We start from the raw sequence: 18,879 nt of genomic DNA, 5'->3' as shown, positions 1-18,879 counted from the left end.
AATTTTTATGTCTTATCAGTATGTTAATGTAACCATCATCAACAAGGTGGCGGTCATTGAGTTTAACTATGCCCGCAAACTCAATGCGTTAAGTAAAGTCTTTATTGATGACCTGATTCAGGCATTAAACGATCTCAACCGTCCAGAAATCCGTTGCATCATTCTGCGCGCCCCAGGTGGTTCCAAAGTCTTTTCCGCAGGCCACGACATTCATGAGTTGCCGTCAGGAGGTCGCGATCCGCTCTCTTACGATGATCCGCTACGTCAAATTACCCGCGTGATCCAAAAATGCCCCAAACCGGTAATTTCGATGGTCGAAGGTAGTGTCTGGGGCGGTGCCTTTGAAATGATCATGAGCTCTGATCTGATCATCGCCGCCAGTACTTCTACTTTCTCAATGACGCCAGTCAACCTGGGCGTACCGTATAACCTGGTGGGGATCCACAACCTGACTCGTGACGCGGGCTTCCACATTGTCAAAGAGCTGATTTTTACCGCTTCGCCAATCACCGCTCAACGCGCGCTGGCTGTTGGCATTCTCAACCACGTTGTTGAGGCCGATGAACTGGAAGATTTCACCTTACAAATGGCTCACCACATTTCCGAAAAAGCGCCGTTAGCCATTGCAGTAATCAAGGAAGAGCTGCGCGTGTTGGGTGAAGCGCACACCATGAATTCAGATGAATTTGAGCGTATTCAAGGGATGCGCCGGGCGGTTTATGACAGCGAAGATTATCAGGAAGGTATGAACGCCTTCCTGGAAAAACGTAAACCTAATTTCGTCGGTCATTAATGATCCACGAACTAAGGAGCAAAGGATGAATATTACCCGGACAAGGATGACCGCCGATGAAGCGGCGGAAATTATCCAGCACAATGATATGGTGGCATTCAGTGGTTTTACCCCTGCAGGTTCGCCCAAGGCTCTTCCTGTCGCCATTGCCCGTCGCGCCAATGAACAACATGAGGCGAAAAAACCGTATCAAATTCGCCTGCTGACCGGAGCGTCGATTAGCGCCGCCGCCGATGACATTCTCTCTGAAGCTGACGCCGTTTCATGGCGCGCGCCATATCAGACATCATCGGGATTACGTAAAAAGATCAATCAGGGGTCGGTTAGTTTTGTTGATCTGCATTTGAGCGAAGTTGCGCAAATGGTCAACTACGGCTTTTTCGGCGACATCGATGTTGCGGTAATTGAAGCCTCAGCCCTCGCTCCGGATGGTCGCGTCTGGTTAACCAGTGGGATAGGTAATGCCCCGACCTGGTTGCTGCGTGCAAAGAAAGTGATCATTGAACTCAATCATTATCACGATCCGCGCGTTGCAGAGCTGGCGGATATTGTGACTCCTGGCGCGCCACCGCGGCGCAATAGCGTGTCGATCTTCCATGCGATGGATCGCGTCGGTACCCGCTATGTACAAATCGATCCGAAAAAAATTGTCGCCGTCGTGGAAACCAACTTACCTGATGCAGGTAACTCGCTGGATAAACAAAATCCCATGTGCCAGCAAATCGCCGACAATGTGGTCACCTTCTTGTTGCACGAAATGGCGCAGGGCCGCATTCCGCGGGAATTTCTGCCACTGCAAAGCGGGGTAGGCAACATCAATAATGCGGTAATGGCGCGTCTGGGGGAAAACCCGGAAATTCCTCCATTTATGATGTATTCAGAAGTGCTACAGGAGTCTGTGGTTCATCTTCTGGAAACCGGCAAAATTACCGGGGCCAGCGCCTCCAGTCTGACAATTTCTGCCGATTCACTGCGCAAGATTTACGCCAATATGGATTACTTCGCCAGTCGCATTGTGTTACGTCCGCAAGAGATTACCAATAACCCAGAAATTATCCGCCGCCTTGGTGTTATCGCTCTGAATGTCGGCCTCGAGTTTGATATTTACGGCCACGCCAACTCAACGCACGTAGTCGGCGTTAATTTAATGAATGGTATCGGCGGTAGCGGTGATTTTGAACGCAACGCGTATCTGTCGATCTTTATGGCACCGTCGATTGCTAAAGAAGGCAAGATCTCAACCGTCGTGCCTATGTGCAGCCATGTTGATCACAGCGAACACAGCGTGAAAGTGATCATCACAGAACAAGGGATCGCCGACTTGCGTGGCCTCTCTCCACTTCAGCGCGCGCGCACTATCATCGATAACTGCGCACATCCGATGTACCGTGACTATCTGCACCGCTATCTGGAGAATGCACCCGGCGGGCATATTCACCACGATCTTAGCCACGTTTTCGATCTGCATCGTAATTTGATCGAAACGGGCTCAATGCTGGGTTAATCGCTCGTACCGTCACGATCTTCAGCAATTTGCTGTAGCAGCGTGGCGGTATAGCGATGATTTTTCAGTGAATAAAGGTATTCCTGCATATACATTGGCGTATGCGGTGCATCAAAATATTTCAACGTAGCTGGGTTCACCAGCCGCCATGCAAAATGTGGGATCACCGTAAGAAAATGTCCGTGCTCAACGGCGCTGATTTTGGCCATAAAACTGTATGGGCGATAAATAATTGTTGGATTGATCCCACAAGGGCGCATGTTCGCATCTATCATCGCTTCATAATTAGCACGGTTTTGAAAGCGCATCTGTAACCAGGGCAACTCCTGTAATAACTCCTGCTCCTGACGCTCTTCATAACGGCGAGAAACGAGAAACCCCAGTCGCAGCGGCGGCAGTTCACTCATTGTTAGATTATCCAACCCGTGTACACGAGCGGAAACATGCTGCGGAGAGATAATAAAATCAAGCTGACGATAGAAGAGATTGTCGATAACCTCATTTTCGCTGAATTCAACCGGCTGGGCCGTCACGCCTTCGTACTTATCACCCAGGCTAATTAACTGATCAAAAATAATCGTCGGATAGGTATTATCGATACCAATCACAATTTCACGAGAACGACGTCCAGAATTATGAATTTCATTATCGATAGCAGAAAGCCGTTGGTAAACCGGGAAGAGCTTTTGATAAAGCTCCTGCCCGGCTTTATTAAGGCTGATGTTATTATCTTTACGGGTAAATAATGTATAACCAATTTGCTCCTCTAGCGCGGCAATACTTTTGCCGAACGGCGAAGCAGTCATATGTAACTTTTCTGCCGCTCGGGCAATATTATTGGTTTGCGCTAATAAAATAAAATTGCGCATCTTTTTCGAAATAAAAATATCCATCGCCGCTTCCTCCAAACATCCCTGTCCGCTTAACCGTTTCAGTAAGTTAATCCTTAATGAAATCGCAAGCAAAGATAGGTGCTTATGTCATGGTTTTACAGAAAATTACAGAAAAAAGAGGCGATATCAGATAAAGACATTAGCCCGACAATGAGTCGGGCTACAAGTATTATTGTGCGGCAGGTGTTTTAGCGGGTTGTTGATCCACTGGTTCTAACTGGAAGACCACATCGACCTGATCATCAAACTGAATAGCGGCCTGCTCGTAAGTTTCCTGGGCGGAAACCGGTGCGGCATCGGCTTTCATCATGCGTACCATTGGGCTGGGCTGATAATTGGAAACATGGTAGCGCACGCTATATACCGGCCCCAGTTTGCGATTAAAGCCGTTCGCCAGCTCCTGAGCCTGATGAATCGCGTTATCAATCGCTGCCTTACGCGCTTTGTCTTTATAGGCATCTGGCTGTGCCACGCCCAACGACACAGAACGAATTTCGTTGAGTCCGGCCTTCAGCGCGCCATCCAGCAAGGAATTCAGTTTGTCTAACTGACGAAGCGTGACTTCCACCGTTCTCACGGCACGATAGCCTTTCAGGATACTTTTACCATCCTGGTAATCGTAGTCTGGCTGGGTACGCAAATTCGCGGAACTGATATCTTTTTTCGCGATCTGATTGAGTTCAAGGAAAGAAATATATTGCGCGACACGCTCATCCGCCTGCTTCTTGGCAGAAGCGGCGTCCTTCGCCGTCACGTTAACTTCAATAGCAAGAATAGCGATATCTGGCACCGCATCAACGCTTGCCGTTCCTGAAGTGACAATGTGCGGACCATCCGGTAGTTCATTGGCCTGCACAGCCATCCCGCTGAAACCCATCAATGCCGCCAGGGCGATAACTTTGAACTTCACGTTAGTCTCTCCGTGTTAATTGACTTGCCCAAAATTCAGGACCTCTGGAGGCAAGCTTAGCGTCTCTGTTTTATTTTTCCATCAGATAGCGCCTAACTGAACAAGGCTTGTGCATGAGCAACCCCCTCTTTCGCCAGTTGTAGGGCGATAATCCACATAACGCAGCCCACCACGAGATTGATAATGCGCTGCGCTTTGGCGGTACGCAAACGCGGCGCCAGCCAGGCGGCTAATAACGCCAGACCAAAAAACCACAGGAAAGAGGCACTGATCGTCCCGAGCGCAAACCAACGTTTGGGATCTGGCTCAAGTTGCCCGCCCAGACTGCCCAATACCACAAAGGTATCCAGGTAAACATGCGGATTCAGCCAGGTTACTGCCAGCATAGTGGCAATAATTTTCCAACGTCCCTGCTTCATCACTTCAGCACTAACCAGCTCAATATTGCTGCTCATCGCCGTTTTAAAAGCACCAAAGCCATACCACAGCAAGAAGGCCACACCGCCCCAGGTCACCAGCGCCAGCAACCACGGTGACTGCATCAATAACGCGCTACCACCAAAAATCCCGGCGCAAATCAGGACCAAATCGCTTATCGCGCAGAGCAAAGCAATCATAATGTGGTACTGACGGCGAATGCCCTGATTCATCACAAAAGCATTTTGCGGGCCAAGCGGTAGAATCATAGCAGCACCAAGTGCAAGACCTTGAAAATAATAAGAAAACACGTTGAACATTCCGAACTAATTATCTGATAAAGAGACTATAGCGCGGGATTGTTATTAGATAAAATTTATAATGCTAATAGCATATAAATAATTTTAATAAAAAAATAAATAATTCTATTCGGTAACTGATTTTAGGATAAAGATCTCATCTTCCCCATAACATAAACGGCGTTATGGCTCTCTTTCCTGCTAGCGTTGTAAAGGACTAACACTATGCAAGCCTATGATCTCACTCTTCTCCCCTACCCTATCCACGAAAATATGCCGCGCCAACAAGGTTGGTGCTTTGGCCTACCGCCAGGCATAACGCCCGAACAGTGGCCGCTGGATCCAAATAATGGTTTCCCATTGAATCATGGATTTACCCTGCTGTTGCCGGAAGATTATCGGATTTATGGGCCAGAGATTGTCGCGTTATCCTTCTTTGCTGTTGCGCCCGAGCACAACGATGGCGGAACACCCTGTACGGAAGCAATATTGGATGTGTTTGAGAATTTTGAATCCTGCCCCCCACCCAAAGATCCAGACCTTTATGTTTTCTGGCAGGCAGAAAAGCAACGACATCCACGGCTATTTCGGATGGAAGATATATTAGGCTGTTCTTATGCCGTAATCTTACTCACCCAGCACGAGTTCAACGGCCCATTTTGTGAGCCACCTGAACTTATACCTAACCACTATCGCGACCAGCAAGATACGCCAGAATGGCTGACTATTGGCAGTGCGTTTAGTTATTTTCAGGCTAACGTCAGGCCAAAAGATACGCCTGAAAGCAATTTTGTATACCGTAAAATGGGCACCATTCCTGAGCAGTCGCTGGCTTTCAATCTGGCGATTTCATGCGAGCCGCGCGCTTTTGATCCTAATGCGGGAATTAGCCCCACAGAAAGAAATAATACGGAATATCAGTCCATTCGTTATTTTTCTAAAGATGCAGAGGGAAAGAGTAAATGTGAAACTCACCAGTGGCATAGCGCTCATCAGCTTGATCATCTCGGTGGTTCAATGGCGCCCGTGCAGTCTATACCAAACGAAATGTCGCCTTATTATATTGAGTTTGAGGAGTATTTCGGCGGGTATAATTTTGGTGCGGGTAATGCCTGGCTGGACTTTAAAAATATGAAGTTTGATTTTAGTTGTTAAAGTTTACAGCTTTTAATATTAATGACGACAAATAAAATTACAGAAGGAACTGACATGATATTCAAACCATTCTTACTCTCTGTGTTATCAGGATCACTTCTGATATCTACACCCAATTTTACCGCAGAAAAAATTCTACGCTATACCGATCATGAACCTTATGGCGGAATGCGTACCCAGCTAATTCAAAATACATTTTTTGCCGAAATTGAAAAAGAATCTCAGGGGCGTTTGAAAATCGAACCACACTGGAACGGTGAAACCGCCATCAGCTATGATGCACTGGCGACGATAAGCGATGGCAGTAAAGCTGATATGGGTATAGTGGTGCCGGAATACACAGCGAAACAATTGCCGCTTCATCAAATCTTCAAGAGCTTTGCTATTGGCCCGGATCATGGTACCAGTCAGGTAGAATTTTTTCGTCGCGTTTATGCAGAAATGCCTGAGTTTAACGCTGAACTTGAGCATAACAATATCGTGAATTTACAGTTTTTCCTTGGCTACCCGGTAGGTTTTTTCTCTACCAGGCCCATTGATAAATTGACTGCGCTTCAGGGAACCACCTGGCGAACAGCCAGTTTCTGGCATCGGGCTTATTTAAATCATACGGGAGCAAAAACCGTAACTTTACCGTGGAATGAGCAAATTACGACAGCACTCCGCGAGGGAAAACTCGATGGCTTAATGGTCAATCTTGATAGCGGATATGACATCCATGCTGAACGTGCTGCGCCGAATGTGTTGCTCTCCCCTTCTCTCTGGCTTGGTCATGTCTATCTGCTGGTAATGAATAAACAAACGTGGGAAAACCTTGATAAAAGAGATCGTGAGGCGATTCAACGAGCTGCCATTACAACCGAGAAAGCGCTGGGCAAGGCATTAGATAACAACCTGATCAGCATGGTAAAAACACTTGAGCAGGACGGTGCACAGGTTCGCTATCTGAAAAAATCAGAACTGGACGCCTGGCAGAAAGCAATTGGTTATCAGCAAGAGCAAACTCAGTGGGTAGAACAGCAAAATAATGAAGGCGTGGAGAAAGCCGGGGAAGTCATGCAAAAAGTTGCCAATATACTAGATGAAACAATGCGTTAAATTGGTAGTGCGCCCATGAACTTCATGGGCGCTTCACATGATTAACGTGTTACCGCTCCGCTCTCTTTATTTTCTTTCACCCGCTTAAAGTTCACATCCATTTGCGGATACGGGAAGCTGATACCAGCAGCATCAAATTCACGTTTAATACGTTCCAGCACATCCCAGTACACGTTTTGCAGATCGCCACTGTTGCTCCAGGCACGAACGACGAAATTAATCGACGATGCGCCAAGTTCGTTCAGGCGTACGGTAATTTCACGATCTTTTAAAATACGATCTTCGGACTGAATAATATCGGTCAGGATCTGCTTAACCTGATCGATATCAGAATCATACGCTACGCCAATAATAAATTCGTTACGGCGCGCCGGCTCACGAGAGAAGTTAATAATATTACCGGCAATAATTTTACCGTTCGGAATAACAATTATTTTACCGTCTGCGGTACGCATGGTGGTGGAGAAAATCTGCACACTCTGCACAGTACCAGCAACGCCGCCGAGGTCAACATATTCTCCTGCACGGAACGGGCGGAACATAACCAGCAAAACGCCAGCAGCCAGGTTAGACAGTGACCCCTGCAAGGCCAGACCTACAGCTAAACCTGCGGCACCGAGTACGGCAATGACCGATGCGGTTTGTACGCCCACGCGGCCCAGTGCTGCAATTAACGTAAAGGCGATAATTGCATAACGGATTAATGCAGAAAGAAAATCAGCAACGGTGGCATCTATGTTACGGGAGATCATCAGGCGATTCACCGCGTTGGAAATCATCCGCGCGATAATCAAACCAACGATGATGATCGCGAGTGCCGCCACGATGTTTACAGCATAACTCAGCAACAGTGCCTGGTTATTTACCAACCAGGATCCTGCGCCGTTTATGCTATCGACAACTTTCAAATCTTCCATTCAATATTCCTTTTCAACTGACTTAAATTGGAGAAACATACTCCGCCGCCTTACGACGGGCAGTCTGACAAGGGTAAACAATAAAGCATAATTTTGCCAAATAGATCACAGATTTCTTAAGTACATCACCTTGCTTTTGGCGAAAAAAAGGTCCGCAGAGCGGGCCTCAGACAGATGACAATGTGCGCTTTGTCATGCCGGATGCGGCGTGAACGCCTTATCCGGCCTACAAAAACCTGCAAATTCAATATATTGCAGGATTCGTGTAGGCCTGATAAGCGTAGCGCATCAGGCAATTTTGCTTTTGGCGAAAAAAAAGACCCGCAAAGCGGGTCTCAGACAGATGACAATATGCGCTTTGTCATGCCGGATGCGGCGTGAACGCCTTATCCGGCCTACAAAAACCTGCAAATTCAATATATTGCAGGATACGTGTAGGCCTGATAAGCGTAGCGCATCAGGCAATTTTGCTTTTGGCGAAAAAAAAGACCCGCAGAGCGGGCCTTGAGATAAGCAGAAAGGAATATCTTACAGAACGTCGATCGCGTTCAGTTCCTGGAATGCTTTTTCCAGACGAGCGATCATCGAAGTCTGACCGGCACGCAGCCATACGCGCGGATCGTAGTATTTCTTGTTCGGCTGATCTTCGCCTTTCGGGTTGCCCAGCTGGCCCTGCAGGTAAGCTTCGTTCGCTTTGTAGTAGTTCAGAACACCTTCCCAGGTCGCCCATTGGGTGTCGGTATCGATGTTCATTTTAACTACACCGTAGCTTACGGAGTCTTTGATTTCCTGAGCAGTAGAACCGGAACCACCGTGGAATACGAAGTTCAGGCTGTTGTGCGGCAGATTGTGTTTCTTAGAAACATATTCCTGAGAGTCACGCAGGATGGTCGGAGTCAGAACAACGTTACCCGGCTTGTAAACACCGTGTACGTTACCGAAGGACGCTGCGATGGTGAAACGCGGGCTGATTTTGCTCAGCTCGGTGTATGCGTAATCAACGTCTTCCGGCTGGGTGTACAGTGCAGAAGCGTCCATGTGGCTGTTGTCCACGCCGTCTTCTTCACCACCGGTGCAACCCAGTTCGATTTCCAGAGTCATGCCGATTTTGGACATGCGCTCCAGGTATTTAGAGCAGATTTCGATGTTCTCTTGCAGAGATTCTTCAGACAGGTCAATCATGTGAGAAGAGAACAGCGGCTTACCGGTAGCAGCGAAGTGTTTTTCACCCGCGTCCAGCAGACCGTCGATCCACGGCAGCAGTTTCTTCGCGCAGTGGTCAGTGTGCAGGATAACCGGAACACCATAATGTTCAGCCATCTGATGAACGTGATGCGCACCAGAGATCGCACCCAGGATAGCAGCGCCCTGCGGAACGTCAGATTTCACGCCTTTACCAGCGATAAAGGAAGCACCACCGTTGGAGAACTGAACGATAACCGGCGCTTTAACTTTAGCAGCGGTTTCCAGTACGGCGTTGATGGAGTCAGTACCGACGCAGTTTACTGCTGGCAGTGCGAAGTTGTTTTCTTTTGCTACCTGGAAAACTTTCTGTACGTCATCACCAGTGATTACGCCAGGTTTTACGAAATCAAAAATCTTAGACATGTCTCTTGTCCTGTATCGTCGGGCCTTATACTCGTCATACTTCAAGTTACTGTGCTGCAACTCGAATTATTTAGAGTATGAAAAAGTGCGTGCTTTAAAAGCGCGCTGCAACAAGGGCAGGTTTCCCTGCCCTGTGATTTTTTACTTCTTAGCGCGCTCTTCGAGCATCGCTACTGCAGGCAGTACTTTACCTTCCACGAATTCGAGGAATGCGCCGCCGCCAGTGGAGATGTAGGAGATTTTGTCAGCAATGCCGAACAGGTCGATTGCTGCCAGAGTGTCGCCGCCGCCAGCGATGGAGAACGCTTCGCTGTCTGCGATAGCGTTAGCCACGATTTCAGTACCTTTGCGGAAGTTCGGGAATTCGAACACGCCAACCGGACCGTTCCACAGAATGGTTTTCGCATTCTTCAGGATTTCAGCCAGTTCCTGAGCGGAAGCATCACCGATATCCAGGATCTGCTCGTCAGCTTTCACATCGTTAACAGATTTCAGAGTAGCCGGAGCGGTTTCAGAGAACTCAGTCGCTACGCGAACGTCAGACGGAACCGGGATGTCGCAGATGGTCAGCAGACGTTTTGCTTCGTCAACCAGGTCAGCTTCGTACAGAGATTTACCCACATCGTGGCCTTGTGCCGCGATAAAGGTGTTAGCGATCCCACCACCTACGATCAGCTGGTCAGCGATTTTAGACAGGGAGTCCAGAACGGTCAGTTTGGTAGAAACTTTAGAACCACCAACGATAGCCACCATCGGGCGAGCAGGTTCTTTCAGTGCTTTACCCAGCGCGTCCAGTTCAGCTGCCAGCAGCGGGCCTGCGCACGCAACATCAGCGAATTTACCGATACCGTGAGTAGAAGCTTGCGCGCGGTGAGCAGTACCGAATGCGTCCATTACGAACACGTCACACAGTGCAGCGTATTTTTTGGACAGGGTTTCGTCGTCTTTCTTCTCGCCTTTGTTGAAGCGAACGTTTTCCAGAACAACCAGTTCACCTTCAGCAACGTCAACGCCGTCGAGGTAATCTTTAACCAGACGAACCGGGTTAGACAGTTTGTCTTTCAGGTAGTTAACAACCGGCAGCAGAGAGAATTCTTCGTTGTACTCGCCTTCGGTAGGACGACCCAGGTGGGAAGTTACCATCACTTTTGCGCCTTGTTTCAGGGCCAGTTCGATGGTTGGCAGAGAAGCACGGATACGCGCGTCGCTGGTTACTTTCCCGTCTTTTACTGGTACGTTCAGATCCGCACGGATAAATACACGTTTCCCAGCAAGATCCAGATCGGTCATCTTAATTACAGACATGGTGAATCCTCTCGTTGATTCTAAAAGTTTTGCAGACGCTGCTTGCGTCTTACCTGAAAGCAACAGTAGCCATAGCTAACGTCGTGTCGAGCATTCGGTTAGCAAAGCCCCATTCGTTATCGCACCAGACCAACGTTTTGATCAGGTGTGCGCCACTGACCCGGGTTTGGGTGCCATCGACAATGGCACTGTGCGGATCGTGGTTAAAATCTACAGAGACCAACGGTAATTCCGTATAGTCAACTATACCATGAAATGCACCTTGTGCTGCTTTTTGCAGCAACAGATTGACTTCATTGGCTTTTACAGGTTTCTTCACCGTTACGCTTAAATCGATTGCCGTCACATTTATGGTTGGCACACGTACCGCAATCGCTTCAAAGCGATCATTAAATTGCGGAAAAAATCGTGTGATACCTGCGGCCAGTTTGGTATCGACCGGAATGATCGACTGGCTGGCTGCCCGGGTGCGGCGCAGGTCAGGATGGTATGCATCAATAACCTGTTGATCGTGCATGGCGGAGTGAATTGTGGTCACAGTGCCGGACTCAATACCGTACGCATCATCCAACAATTTGATGACAGGAATTATGCAATTCGTGGTACAGGAAGCGTTAGAAACGATGCGGTGTTCCGCACGAAGTTGATCCTGATTGACGCCGTAAACAACGGTCGCGTCGAGATCGTTACTGCCAGGATGTGAAAAGAGCACTTTTTTGGCCCCGGCGGCAATGTGCGCTTCGCCATGCTCGCGGGTGCCATATACGCCGGTGCAGTCGAGAACCACATCAACGCCTAGTTCACGCCAGGGAAGCGATTGCAGTGAACGTTCATGCAATACGCGGATGGCATCATCACCAACAAAAAGTTGATCACGCTCCTCACGGACTTCCCATGCAAAACGGCCATGACTGGTGTCATATTTCAACAAATGCGCCATGCCCGCAGCATCCGCCAGTTCGTTGATTGCCACCACGGTAATTTCCGCACGGCGTCCTGATTCATACAAAGCACGAACCACATTACGCCCGATGCGACCGAAGCCATTTATCGCTACGCGTACGGTCATAGATCTCCTGCAAGGCTTTCCCTGAGCAAATTTGCCAGACAGAGTAATCCAGCAAATCGTTCGGGGAAACCTTACCTGTCGCAAACTGCGACTGATTGGTTAATTGTCGAACATTTAATCGACTGAAACGCTTCAGCTAGGATAAGCGAAACATGGAATAAAAGGAATGATTGTCCAGTCAAAGAAGACAATTATCTGACTTGCGTCACGTTTTCCGGCCTGATGCGTTGGAATTTATTCCACTTTGCAGAATCACGAATAAGCGTAGCAAAATCTTTTCGTTGTGCCGTCACAAACCCTGACTTATATCAGAATATGACTGATGCAGCGTCGATATTATCCGCAATACGTCCGAGTTTCGGAGTACTCCAATGATGACATTGCCCTACCCATATTCTTCCTCCGCACGCTTTTACGCGCTGCGCCTGCTCCCCGGGCAGGAAGTTCTCTCCCAATTACGCGCCTTCTCGCAGCAACAACAACTCCACGCCGCGTGGATTGCCGGTTGTACCGGCAGTCTGACTGACGTCGCCTTACGCTATGCCGGGCAAGAAAACACGGCCCTACTAAGCGGTAAGTTCGAAGTGATCGCACTGAACGGCACGCTGGAACACACTGGCGAGCATCTTCATCTCTGCGTTTCTGACCCACGCGGCGCGATGCTTGGCGGTCATATGATGTCCGGCTGTACCGTGCGGACCACGCTTGAACTGGTGATCGGCAGCCTTGAGGAACTGGCGTTTAGCCGCCAACCTTGCGCGCTTTCTGGTTACGACGAGTTGCATATTTCCCCCGTTAAATAACTATTTGCAGAGAGGTTTTCTTATGGCGCGTCGCCACTTTTCCAGTCAGGCACTGGTGTTGATCGTTATCTCTATCGCCATCAATATGATCGGCGGGCAACTGGCCAGCATGGTTAAATTACCTATTTTTCTCGACTCAATCGGTACGCTCATTAGCGCGGTACTACTTGGCCCGGTTATTGGCATGTTGACCGGCTTACTGACCAATTTACTCTGGGGATTGCTAACTGACCCGATCGCCGCCGCATTTGCGCCCGTCGCGATGGTCATCGGCCTGGTCGCCGGTTGGCTGGCGCGGGCGGGTTGGTTTCGCACTCTGCCAAAAGTCGTTGTCAGCGGCGTGATTATTACGCTTGCGGTAACGGTCGTCGCTGTACCGCTGCGTACTGCGCTGTTCGGCGGCGTGACAGGAAGCGGAGCCGATTTGTTCGTTGCCTGGATGCACTCTATGGGGCAAAACCTGGTGGAGTCGGTGGCGATTACGGTGATAGGCGCAAACCTGGTCGATAAAATTCTTACAGCAGTGATTGTCTGGCTTTTGCTCCGACAACTGCCGATTCGCACCACGCGGCATTTCCCGGCAATGGCTGCTGTGCGCTAAATGCATCCATTTACCTCATTAACACTGTGGGCATTGGCGGCCTGCACCACGTTTATCCTGCCCACACAGACAATATTGTCAGTCTATAGCGCGGCGACCTTTTTCTGCCTTATTGCGCTAAAGGCCACGCGGCGGCGGGCAAAATATGTCGTCTGGCTGATGTTCTCGCTGGGAGCCGGGCTGTGGCTGGTACACGGTGTCTGGCTAACAGAATGGCTTAGCGGCACGCCGCGTTCGCCGGAACGTTGGACGTATGCCATTACGCTCTGGTTGCGGATTCTGGCGATTGTTTCAACCTCGCAGTTGTGGATGCAATTCGTCCCCGTGCAACATTTTATCCGCGCTCTGTTTGCTTCTCGCCTGCCGCCGGGCGTCGCTTATCTGTTCGCCGGGCCGTTGTTGGTCGTTGAGCAGTTAAAACGGCAATTAGCGATTATTCATGAGGCGCAGCGCGCCCGCGGCGTGCCGCTGGATGAGGGCTGGTATCAGCGTTTACGTGCGATGCCCGCGTTAATTATTCCGCTAACACACAATGCGCTTAACGATCTTGCTGTCCGTGGTGCGGCGCTGGATATGCGGGCATTTCGAATCAACAATAGGCGCACTACGTTATGGGCACCAGCCGATAGCACCCTACAACGCGTAGCACGTTACGCCATGATCTTGCTAATGCTGGCTGAATTCGGAGTGTGGATATGGTTACGTTAGAACAGTTTCGCTATTGCCCGACACACTCAACGCATCCTCCGTTCTGTTATGACTTTCACTATGCCAAACCGGGGATGGTCGCCATCTTTGGTGACAACGGCAGTGGCAAAAGTACGCTGGCACAGCTGATGGCGGGCTGGTATCCGGACTTTCTGCCAGGAGAGATAGCCGGCACGGGGACGCTTCTCGGTACGCCCATTGGACATCTCCCGCTTAATGAGCAATCCGCCACTATCCAGCTTGTCCAGCAATCGCCCTATTTGCAACTCTCCGGCTGTACCTTTAGCGTGGAAGAAGAAGTTGCCTTTGGGCCAGAAAATCTGTGTCTTGCTGAAGAAGAGATTATGGCGCGGATTGATGCCGCCCTGACTCTGACCGAGTGCCAGCCGTTGCGCCATCGTCACCCGACAACACTCTCCGGTGGAGAGACACAGCGCGTGGTCGTTGCCTGCGCCATCGCGATGCAGCCAAAGCTCTTAATTCTTGATGAAGCCTTTAGCCGCCTGACGTCGCAGGCCAGCGAAATGCTGTTGCAGCGCTTACAACACTGGGCGTTTGAACGTGGTTCGCTGATTATTCTTTTTGAACGTCATCGCACGCCTTTCCTGAACTACTGCCAGCAGGCGTGGCACCTGCAAAACGGAGCGATCCAGCCATTATGTTAACGTTAAATCAGGTAACTTATCGCTGGCCAGGTGCAGTAACGGATTGTCTTTTCGACATTTCTCTGCAACTCAAACAAGGTGAATGGTTGGCACTGACCGGCGACAATGGCGCGGGAAAATCGACGCTGTTGCGGATAATGGCAGGTCTTCTTACGCCCACAGCCGGTACGGTTATGCTGCAACAACAGGCGATGAAAAAGCTGAAAAACCGCCAGCGCGCGGCAAAGATTGGCGTACTGTTTCAGGAAGCGGAAAACCAACTGTTTCACAGCACCGTCGCCGACGAGATCGCATTTGGTTTGAAACTGCAAAAATGCCAGGCGGATGAAATCACTCAACGTACCAATGCTGCTCTGCAATGCTGTCAGTTAGCAGATGTTGCCAGTGCGCATCCGTTAGATCTGCATAGTGCGCAGCGACGGATGGTCGCCGTCGCCTGCCTGGAAGCACTCTCTCCGCTATTATTGCTACTGGACGAGCCGAGTCGGGATTTTGACGAAAATTGGTTGGGCGTGTTTGAAAGCTGGCTGGAAAAGTGCCGCCAGCGAGGCACGAGCGTCGTGGCAATCAGTCATGACGCCGCATTTACCCGGCGTCATTTCTCTCGTGTGGTGCGACTGGAAGGCGGTGTAGTGAAGGATGTTAATCCACCAGACGATATTCACCCGTAGCGGTCATCATTAAGGTCAAATTTGCAGGCAGACTCTCTTCAAGCACCCGGCGAACATTCGGCCCGTCGGTACGGTCATAAAAGGCTTCTGCGTCTGCCAGCGATAACCCTCCCGCCAGCTTGCGCCCCACCAGTCGTTCCCGCAACGCAGTAGCTGGCGCGTTGATAAAGATCGAGAAATCACAAAATTGCGCAAGCTGGCACCACTTCTCGTCGTCCAGCAACAACCAGTTTCCTTCGACGATGACGAGTGGTGCGGTAACGTGCAACGCATCTTCAACAGGATCATGCTTTTGTCGATCGTACTGCGGCCACGTACAATCCCCTTCCACTACCTGGCGCAGATTTTCCGCCAGTTTCGCCACATCGAATGTCTCTGGTGCGCCTTTGAAGGGGCGCAATTGATGCGCATCCAGCCAGCTATTGTAATGGTGAAAACCATCCATCGGGAGCGTCTGAATGGCGGGCAGTTCGGGATCCTGTTGTGCGAGATATTCCCAGAAGGTAGTTAGGGTCGATTTTCCCGTCCCCGGCGGAGCGCAAAGAAAAACCACCGTACGTCGCTGCGGATTTACCGCCTGTAAGGCCGCCAGCATACGCAGTAGCGGTTTATGAACATTCTCAATTTCATCATCAGAGTACTGCGCCTGTACCTTTAGTCCATTCACCGTCAGTTCGATTTTCACGGCGTTAATTCCTTTAAAGTTGTCGTTACTGCCAGCGTCAGCGCCGTTTTGACCATCCCGCTAAAACGCGCCTCTGACCAGACGGCGAAATCGGCGAACTTCATCGCTTTCAACGCGTCATAGAGCGTCGCATTGCGAGTTATACTGTTGACATTGCTGATAAAATCCCAGGTTATATCATCGGTAAATCCGGGCGTTTCATCCTGTTCGTTCAGGTAATGCCAGAACTGGGAAAAGTGCGTGATATCGGCGTACAGCCATTTATCCATCTTCCCCAGCGCATAAATCAAACGCAGCGCAACATCAATATCATCAAGCGGGCCACTTTGGGCGAGCAACGGCTTCACTGCATATTCGACGATCTCTTCATCGTTATCGACAAACAGCGACGGCAGAAACTGGCGTATCCCCTGGAGCAAAATGGCATGTGTAGTTTTCATAAATGACAATAAATTGTCCTGTGCATCCAGTTGCTCAAGCACATCATCTTCTGTCAGCGTCGCCATTCGTCTTCCGATAGATCACCATCAATGCAGGGAGTCTATTATATTACACCTTTGGTCCGCGCCGCCGATCAGTAATGTCTGCGTCCGCACCCCATTCGCCGTTTGTTGGATACCGTTCACCAACTCGCCGCCCGTCACGCCCGTAGCGCTAAAGAGGATATCGTTCCCCCTCACCAGTTCATCGAGCGAGTACACACGGTTAACGTCAACGCCCATTGCCTTGCAACGCTTGCGCTCCTGCTCTGCAATCTGCCGATTTTCCGTGTAATCCCCTTTAGCCTGACAAAAGTCAATCAGCTCGGCCTGCATATCCCCGCCTAATGCTTTAACGGCACAGGCAGAAATCACGCCTTCTGGCGCACCGCCGATGGTGTACATCACATCGTAAGGATTATCCTGCCAGCAGGTCAGCACGCTGGCGGCGACATCGCCATCCGGCAGGGCAAAAACCTTCACGCCCAGCTGTGTTGCTTCCTCAATCGCGGCACTCAGACGCGGTTTATCCAGCGTAACCATGCGCAGCTTGTCCAGCGGTTTACCTAACGCCCGCGCCACGTTACGCAAGTTGTCCGCCAGAGGCAAAGACAGATCAATCGCCCCGGCAGCCAGTCGATTAACAACCAGCTTTTTCATATACATATCGGGCGCATGTAACAGGCTATCTCGAGGGGCGAAAGCCATGACCGCCAGCGCATTGCTCTCGCCCCATCGCCACCATCCGCGTGCCTTCAATCGGGTCAACCGCGATATCGACTTCTGGCCCGTCGCCTTTGCCCACCTCTTCGCCAATCCACAGCATCGGCGCATGGTCAATTTCTCCTTCGCCGATAACCACTCGTCCACGAAAAGCGACGTCGTTCAACGCCTGGCGCATCGCGGTGACCGCCAGGCCATCAATTTTATTTTTGTCGCCACATCCGGTTTGCGGCCAGGCAGCCAACGCTGCCTGTTCCGTAACGCGAAATAATGGCCACGTCAGGGACATCATTGCGCGGCCTCCCCAATATCAACGCCAAATTGTGCCAGCAGATATTTCTCGGCCTGTTCATTCCAGATGCCGTGCGTTTCCTCAACCAGCCGCGCCAGCTCTTTAAACAGCGGATCGGTTTTGCCTTTTTCGGCAAAATCGGCAATGGCAGTGAGCGGCATGGTCACGCCGTTATAAATGAGTTTTTTACCGCCTGGGATATCCGGCAGATTGAGCACGGTTTCTGGCACCGCATCCAGCCCACCGATATGGGTCACCATAAACGACGGCTGCAACTGCCCCGTGGCGCTAAGGGCTATCGCCTCTTTCATGTTGTCCGTTGAACCGCCGGATGTACCGACGACGTGCGTGCTGTTGTAATGGACGTTGTAGAAATTAAACGGCACTTTGAAGTTTTTATCTGTCGGCCCGGCGAAGAAATTCAGACAACCATCTTCCGCCAGTAATTCATCAGCCATTTCAACGACAGCAGGCACCGCCGCATAAACAAAAATGTCATCGAACCCGGCATCTCCTGTTAGTCCCCGCAGCATCTGGACAGGATCGCTCATCCCTTTAGTATTCACATACACCAGTTCAATGCCTTTACTGGCCGCCAGCTCCACTGGCAGCAGCTTCTCTACCTGCGCCAGGCGTTTGTCGTCGATATCGACCACTACCACCCGCGACGGTTGTATGCCGCCGTTAATGGCGTAATCGATAGCGCCAATGCCCATCGGACCTGCACACGCCAGCAGCGCAATATTGCCGCCAGGTTTGACGCCCATACGATGCTCATAAACATATTGCGTAGTGTGATAATTGGCATGATAAGCGCCAATAATGCAGCACATAGGCTCTGCCAGCGACGCCGCAGCAAAATAAGAGCCGTGATACGGTAATACGCAGCCCAGATTAATGGCGATCTCGGGAATAATCATATAAGTGGCGTTACCGCCAAAATATTCGTAGCTGTAGCCCGCTGAATATCCGCTTGGTAACCCCATCGCCGGTTGCAATACAAAACGCTGACCTTTTTTATATTTGCCAGTGAGATTTTTACCCACTTCGACAATAACCCCGGCACATTCATGCCCGGTAATGACCGGATGATTTTCTAAATCGTCGGGTACGCGTTTATGTTCACTACCGAGTAACGCCGCTTTCCAGGTGGATAAACAGACGCTGTCAGAAATTACACTCACCAAAAGTTCGTTATCAGTAATTTCTGGCAATTCAAATTCGCGCAGACGGACATCCCGCTTGCCATAAATAGCAGCAACTTTGGTTTTCATTTTTACCTCT

Annotated in this window: 19 protein-coding genes and 1 pseudogene; 9 read left to right on the top strand and 11 right to left on the bottom strand. The window is 50.1% G+C overall.

Annotated features, from left to right (window positions below):
* Positions 1-7: 7 nt before the first annotated feature.
* Positions 8-793, top strand: a complete 786-nt coding sequence (gene scpB, locus CRI63_RS14090) for a methylmalonyl-CoA decarboxylase (protein WP_135519867.1) — start codon at positions 8-10, stop codon at positions 791-793.
* A 25-nt stretch (positions 794-818) separates the two neighbouring features.
* On the top strand, positions 819-2,297 hold the full coding sequence (gene scpC / locus CRI63_RS14085; RefSeq protein WP_135519865.1) for a propionyl-CoA:succinate CoA transferase: 1,479 nt from the start codon (positions 819-821) through the stop codon (positions 2,295-2,297).
* Here scpC and CRI63_RS14080 read toward each other — a convergent pair.
* The 3 genes from CRI63_RS14080 to argO all read right to left on the bottom strand — a co-directional run bounded on the left by CRI63_RS14080 (position 2,294) and on the right by argO (position 4,828).
* Positions 2,294-3,190, bottom strand: coding sequence for a LysR family transcriptional regulator (locus CRI63_RS14080; protein ID WP_130207863.1), 897 nt, complete (start codon positions 3,188-3,190; stop codon positions 2,294-2,296). The genes scpC and CRI63_RS14080 overlap by 4 nt on opposite strands.
* Positions 3,191-3,359: 169 nt before the next feature.
* The gene (locus CRI63_RS14075) at positions 3,360-4,100 is read right to left on the bottom strand and encodes an oxidative stress defense protein (protein ID WP_064529765.1); all 741 of its coding nucleotides are present in this window, start codon (positions 4,098-4,100) and stop codon (positions 3,360-3,362) included.
* A gap of 92 nt (positions 4,101-4,192) precedes the next feature.
* Positions 4,193-4,828, bottom strand: coding sequence for an arginine exporter ArgO (gene argO / locus CRI63_RS14070; protein ID WP_130217989.1), 636 nt, complete (start codon positions 4,826-4,828; stop codon positions 4,193-4,195).
* Positions 4,829-5,041: 213 nt separating this feature from the next.
* Here argO and CRI63_RS14065 point away from each other — a divergent pair, with 213 nt between their 5' ends.
* Both CRI63_RS14065 and dctP read left to right on the top strand, forming a co-directional pair.
* Entirely contained in the window at positions 5,042-5,971 is a 930-nt protein-coding gene (locus tag CRI63_RS14065; protein ID WP_135519863.1) for a hypothetical protein, read from the top strand.
* Positions 5,972-6,025: 54 nt separating this feature from the next.
* A complete protein-coding gene (gene dctP / locus CRI63_RS14060; RefSeq protein ID WP_135519861.1) occupies positions 6,026-7,069 on the top strand; it encodes a TRAP transporter substrate-binding protein DctP in 1,044 nt (347 codons plus the stop codon).
* 41 nt (positions 7,070-7,110) lie between these two features.
* Here the strand turns inward: dctP and mscS are convergent, their stop codons facing one another.
* The 4 genes from mscS to epd all read right to left on the bottom strand — a co-directional run bounded on the left by mscS (position 7,111) and on the right by epd (position 11,968).
* The gene (mscS, locus tag CRI63_RS14055; protein ID WP_135519859.1) at positions 7,111-7,986 is read right to left on the bottom strand and encodes a small-conductance mechanosensitive channel MscS; all 876 of its coding nucleotides are present in this window, start codon (positions 7,984-7,986) and stop codon (positions 7,111-7,113) included.
* A 528-nt stretch (positions 7,987-8,514) separates the two neighbouring features.
* Positions 8,515-9,594 (bottom strand): class II fructose-bisphosphate aldolase, encoded by a 1,080-nt coding sequence (fbaA, locus tag CRI63_RS14050; protein ID WP_000034372.1) that lies wholly within the window; start codon positions 9,592-9,594, stop codon positions 8,515-8,517.
* A 141-nt stretch (positions 9,595-9,735) separates the two neighbouring features.
* Positions 9,736-10,899 carry a phosphoglycerate kinase gene (gene pgk, locus CRI63_RS14045; RefSeq protein WP_130217997.1) on the bottom strand — a complete coding sequence of 388 codons (1,164 nt, stop codon included), beginning with the start codon at positions 10,897-10,899 and terminating at the stop codon, positions 9,736-9,738.
* Positions 10,900-10,948: 49 nt separating this feature from the next.
* Entirely contained in the window at positions 10,949-11,968 is a 1,020-nt protein-coding gene (gene epd / locus CRI63_RS14040) for an erythrose-4-phosphate dehydrogenase (protein WP_096121752.1), read from the bottom strand.
* A 371-nt stretch (positions 11,969-12,339) separates the two neighbouring features.
* Here epd and CRI63_RS14035 point away from each other — a divergent pair, with 371 nt between their 5' ends.
* The 5 genes from CRI63_RS14035 to CRI63_RS14015 are packed head-to-tail and all read left to right on the top strand — an operon-like array spanning position 12,340 to position 15,416.
* Positions 12,340-12,771 (top strand): PPC domain-containing DNA-binding protein, encoded by a 432-nt coding sequence (locus CRI63_RS14035; RefSeq protein ID WP_135519857.1) that lies wholly within the window; start codon positions 12,340-12,342, stop codon positions 12,769-12,771.
* 22 nt (positions 12,772-12,793) lie between these two features.
* On the top strand, positions 12,794-13,372 hold the full coding sequence (locus tag CRI63_RS14030; protein WP_000113903.1) for an ECF transporter S component: 579 nt from the start codon (positions 12,794-12,796) through the stop codon (positions 13,370-13,372).
* The gene (locus CRI63_RS14025; RefSeq protein ID WP_135519855.1) at positions 13,373-14,080 is read left to right on the top strand and encodes an energy-coupling factor transporter transmembrane component T; all 708 of its coding nucleotides are present in this window, start codon (positions 13,373-13,375) and stop codon (positions 14,078-14,080) included.
* Complete coding sequence (locus CRI63_RS14020; RefSeq protein ID WP_135519853.1) at positions 14,068-14,745, top strand: energy-coupling factor ABC transporter ATP-binding protein; 678 nt, start codon at positions 14,068-14,070, stop codon at positions 14,743-14,745. Before CRI63_RS14025 ends, CRI63_RS14020 begins: the two co-directional genes overlap by 13 nt.
* The gene (locus tag CRI63_RS14015; RefSeq protein WP_135519851.1) at positions 14,739-15,416 is read left to right on the top strand and encodes an ATP-binding cassette domain-containing protein; all 678 of its coding nucleotides are present in this window, start codon (positions 14,739-14,741) and stop codon (positions 15,414-15,416) included. The genes CRI63_RS14020 and CRI63_RS14015 overlap by 7 nt, the downstream gene beginning before the upstream one ends.
* On the opposite strand, the gene CRI63_RS14010 is transcribed toward CRI63_RS14015, so the two are convergent.
* From CRI63_RS14010 to CRI63_RS13995, 4 genes and pseudogenes are all read right to left on the bottom strand, one after another.
* A complete protein-coding gene (locus CRI63_RS14010) occupies positions 15,388-16,101 on the bottom strand; it encodes a nucleoside/nucleotide kinase family protein (protein ID WP_135385536.1) in 714 nt (237 codons plus the stop codon). The two genes, CRI63_RS14015 and CRI63_RS14010, sit on opposite strands and share 29 nt — an antisense overlap.
* The gene (gene fumE / locus CRI63_RS14005; RefSeq protein WP_135519849.1) at positions 16,098-16,607 is read right to left on the bottom strand and encodes a fumarase E; all 510 of its coding nucleotides are present in this window, start codon (positions 16,605-16,607) and stop codon (positions 16,098-16,100) included. The genes CRI63_RS14010 and fumE overlap by 4 nt, the downstream gene beginning before the upstream one ends.
* A gap of 21 nt (positions 16,608-16,628) precedes the next feature.
* A pseudogene (gene glpX / locus CRI63_RS14000) lies at positions 16,629-17,595 on the bottom strand (class II fructose-bisphosphatase).
* Complete coding sequence (locus tag CRI63_RS13995; protein WP_135519847.1) at positions 17,592-18,869, bottom strand: zinc-binding dehydrogenase; 1,278 nt, start codon at positions 18,867-18,869, stop codon at positions 17,592-17,594. The pseudogene glpX and the gene CRI63_RS13995 overlap by 4 nt, the downstream one beginning before the upstream one ends.
* Between the last annotated feature and the right edge of the window lie 10 nt (positions 18,870-18,879).

It is taken from the genome of Escherichia sp. E2661, assembly GCF_004745185.1.
Classification (GTDB): domain Bacteria; phylum Pseudomonadota; class Gammaproteobacteria; order Enterobacterales; family Enterobacteriaceae; genus Escherichia.
The sequence above is the reverse complement of the archived record's forward strand: the minus strand, read 5'-3'. Positions and strand labels throughout refer to the sequence as shown.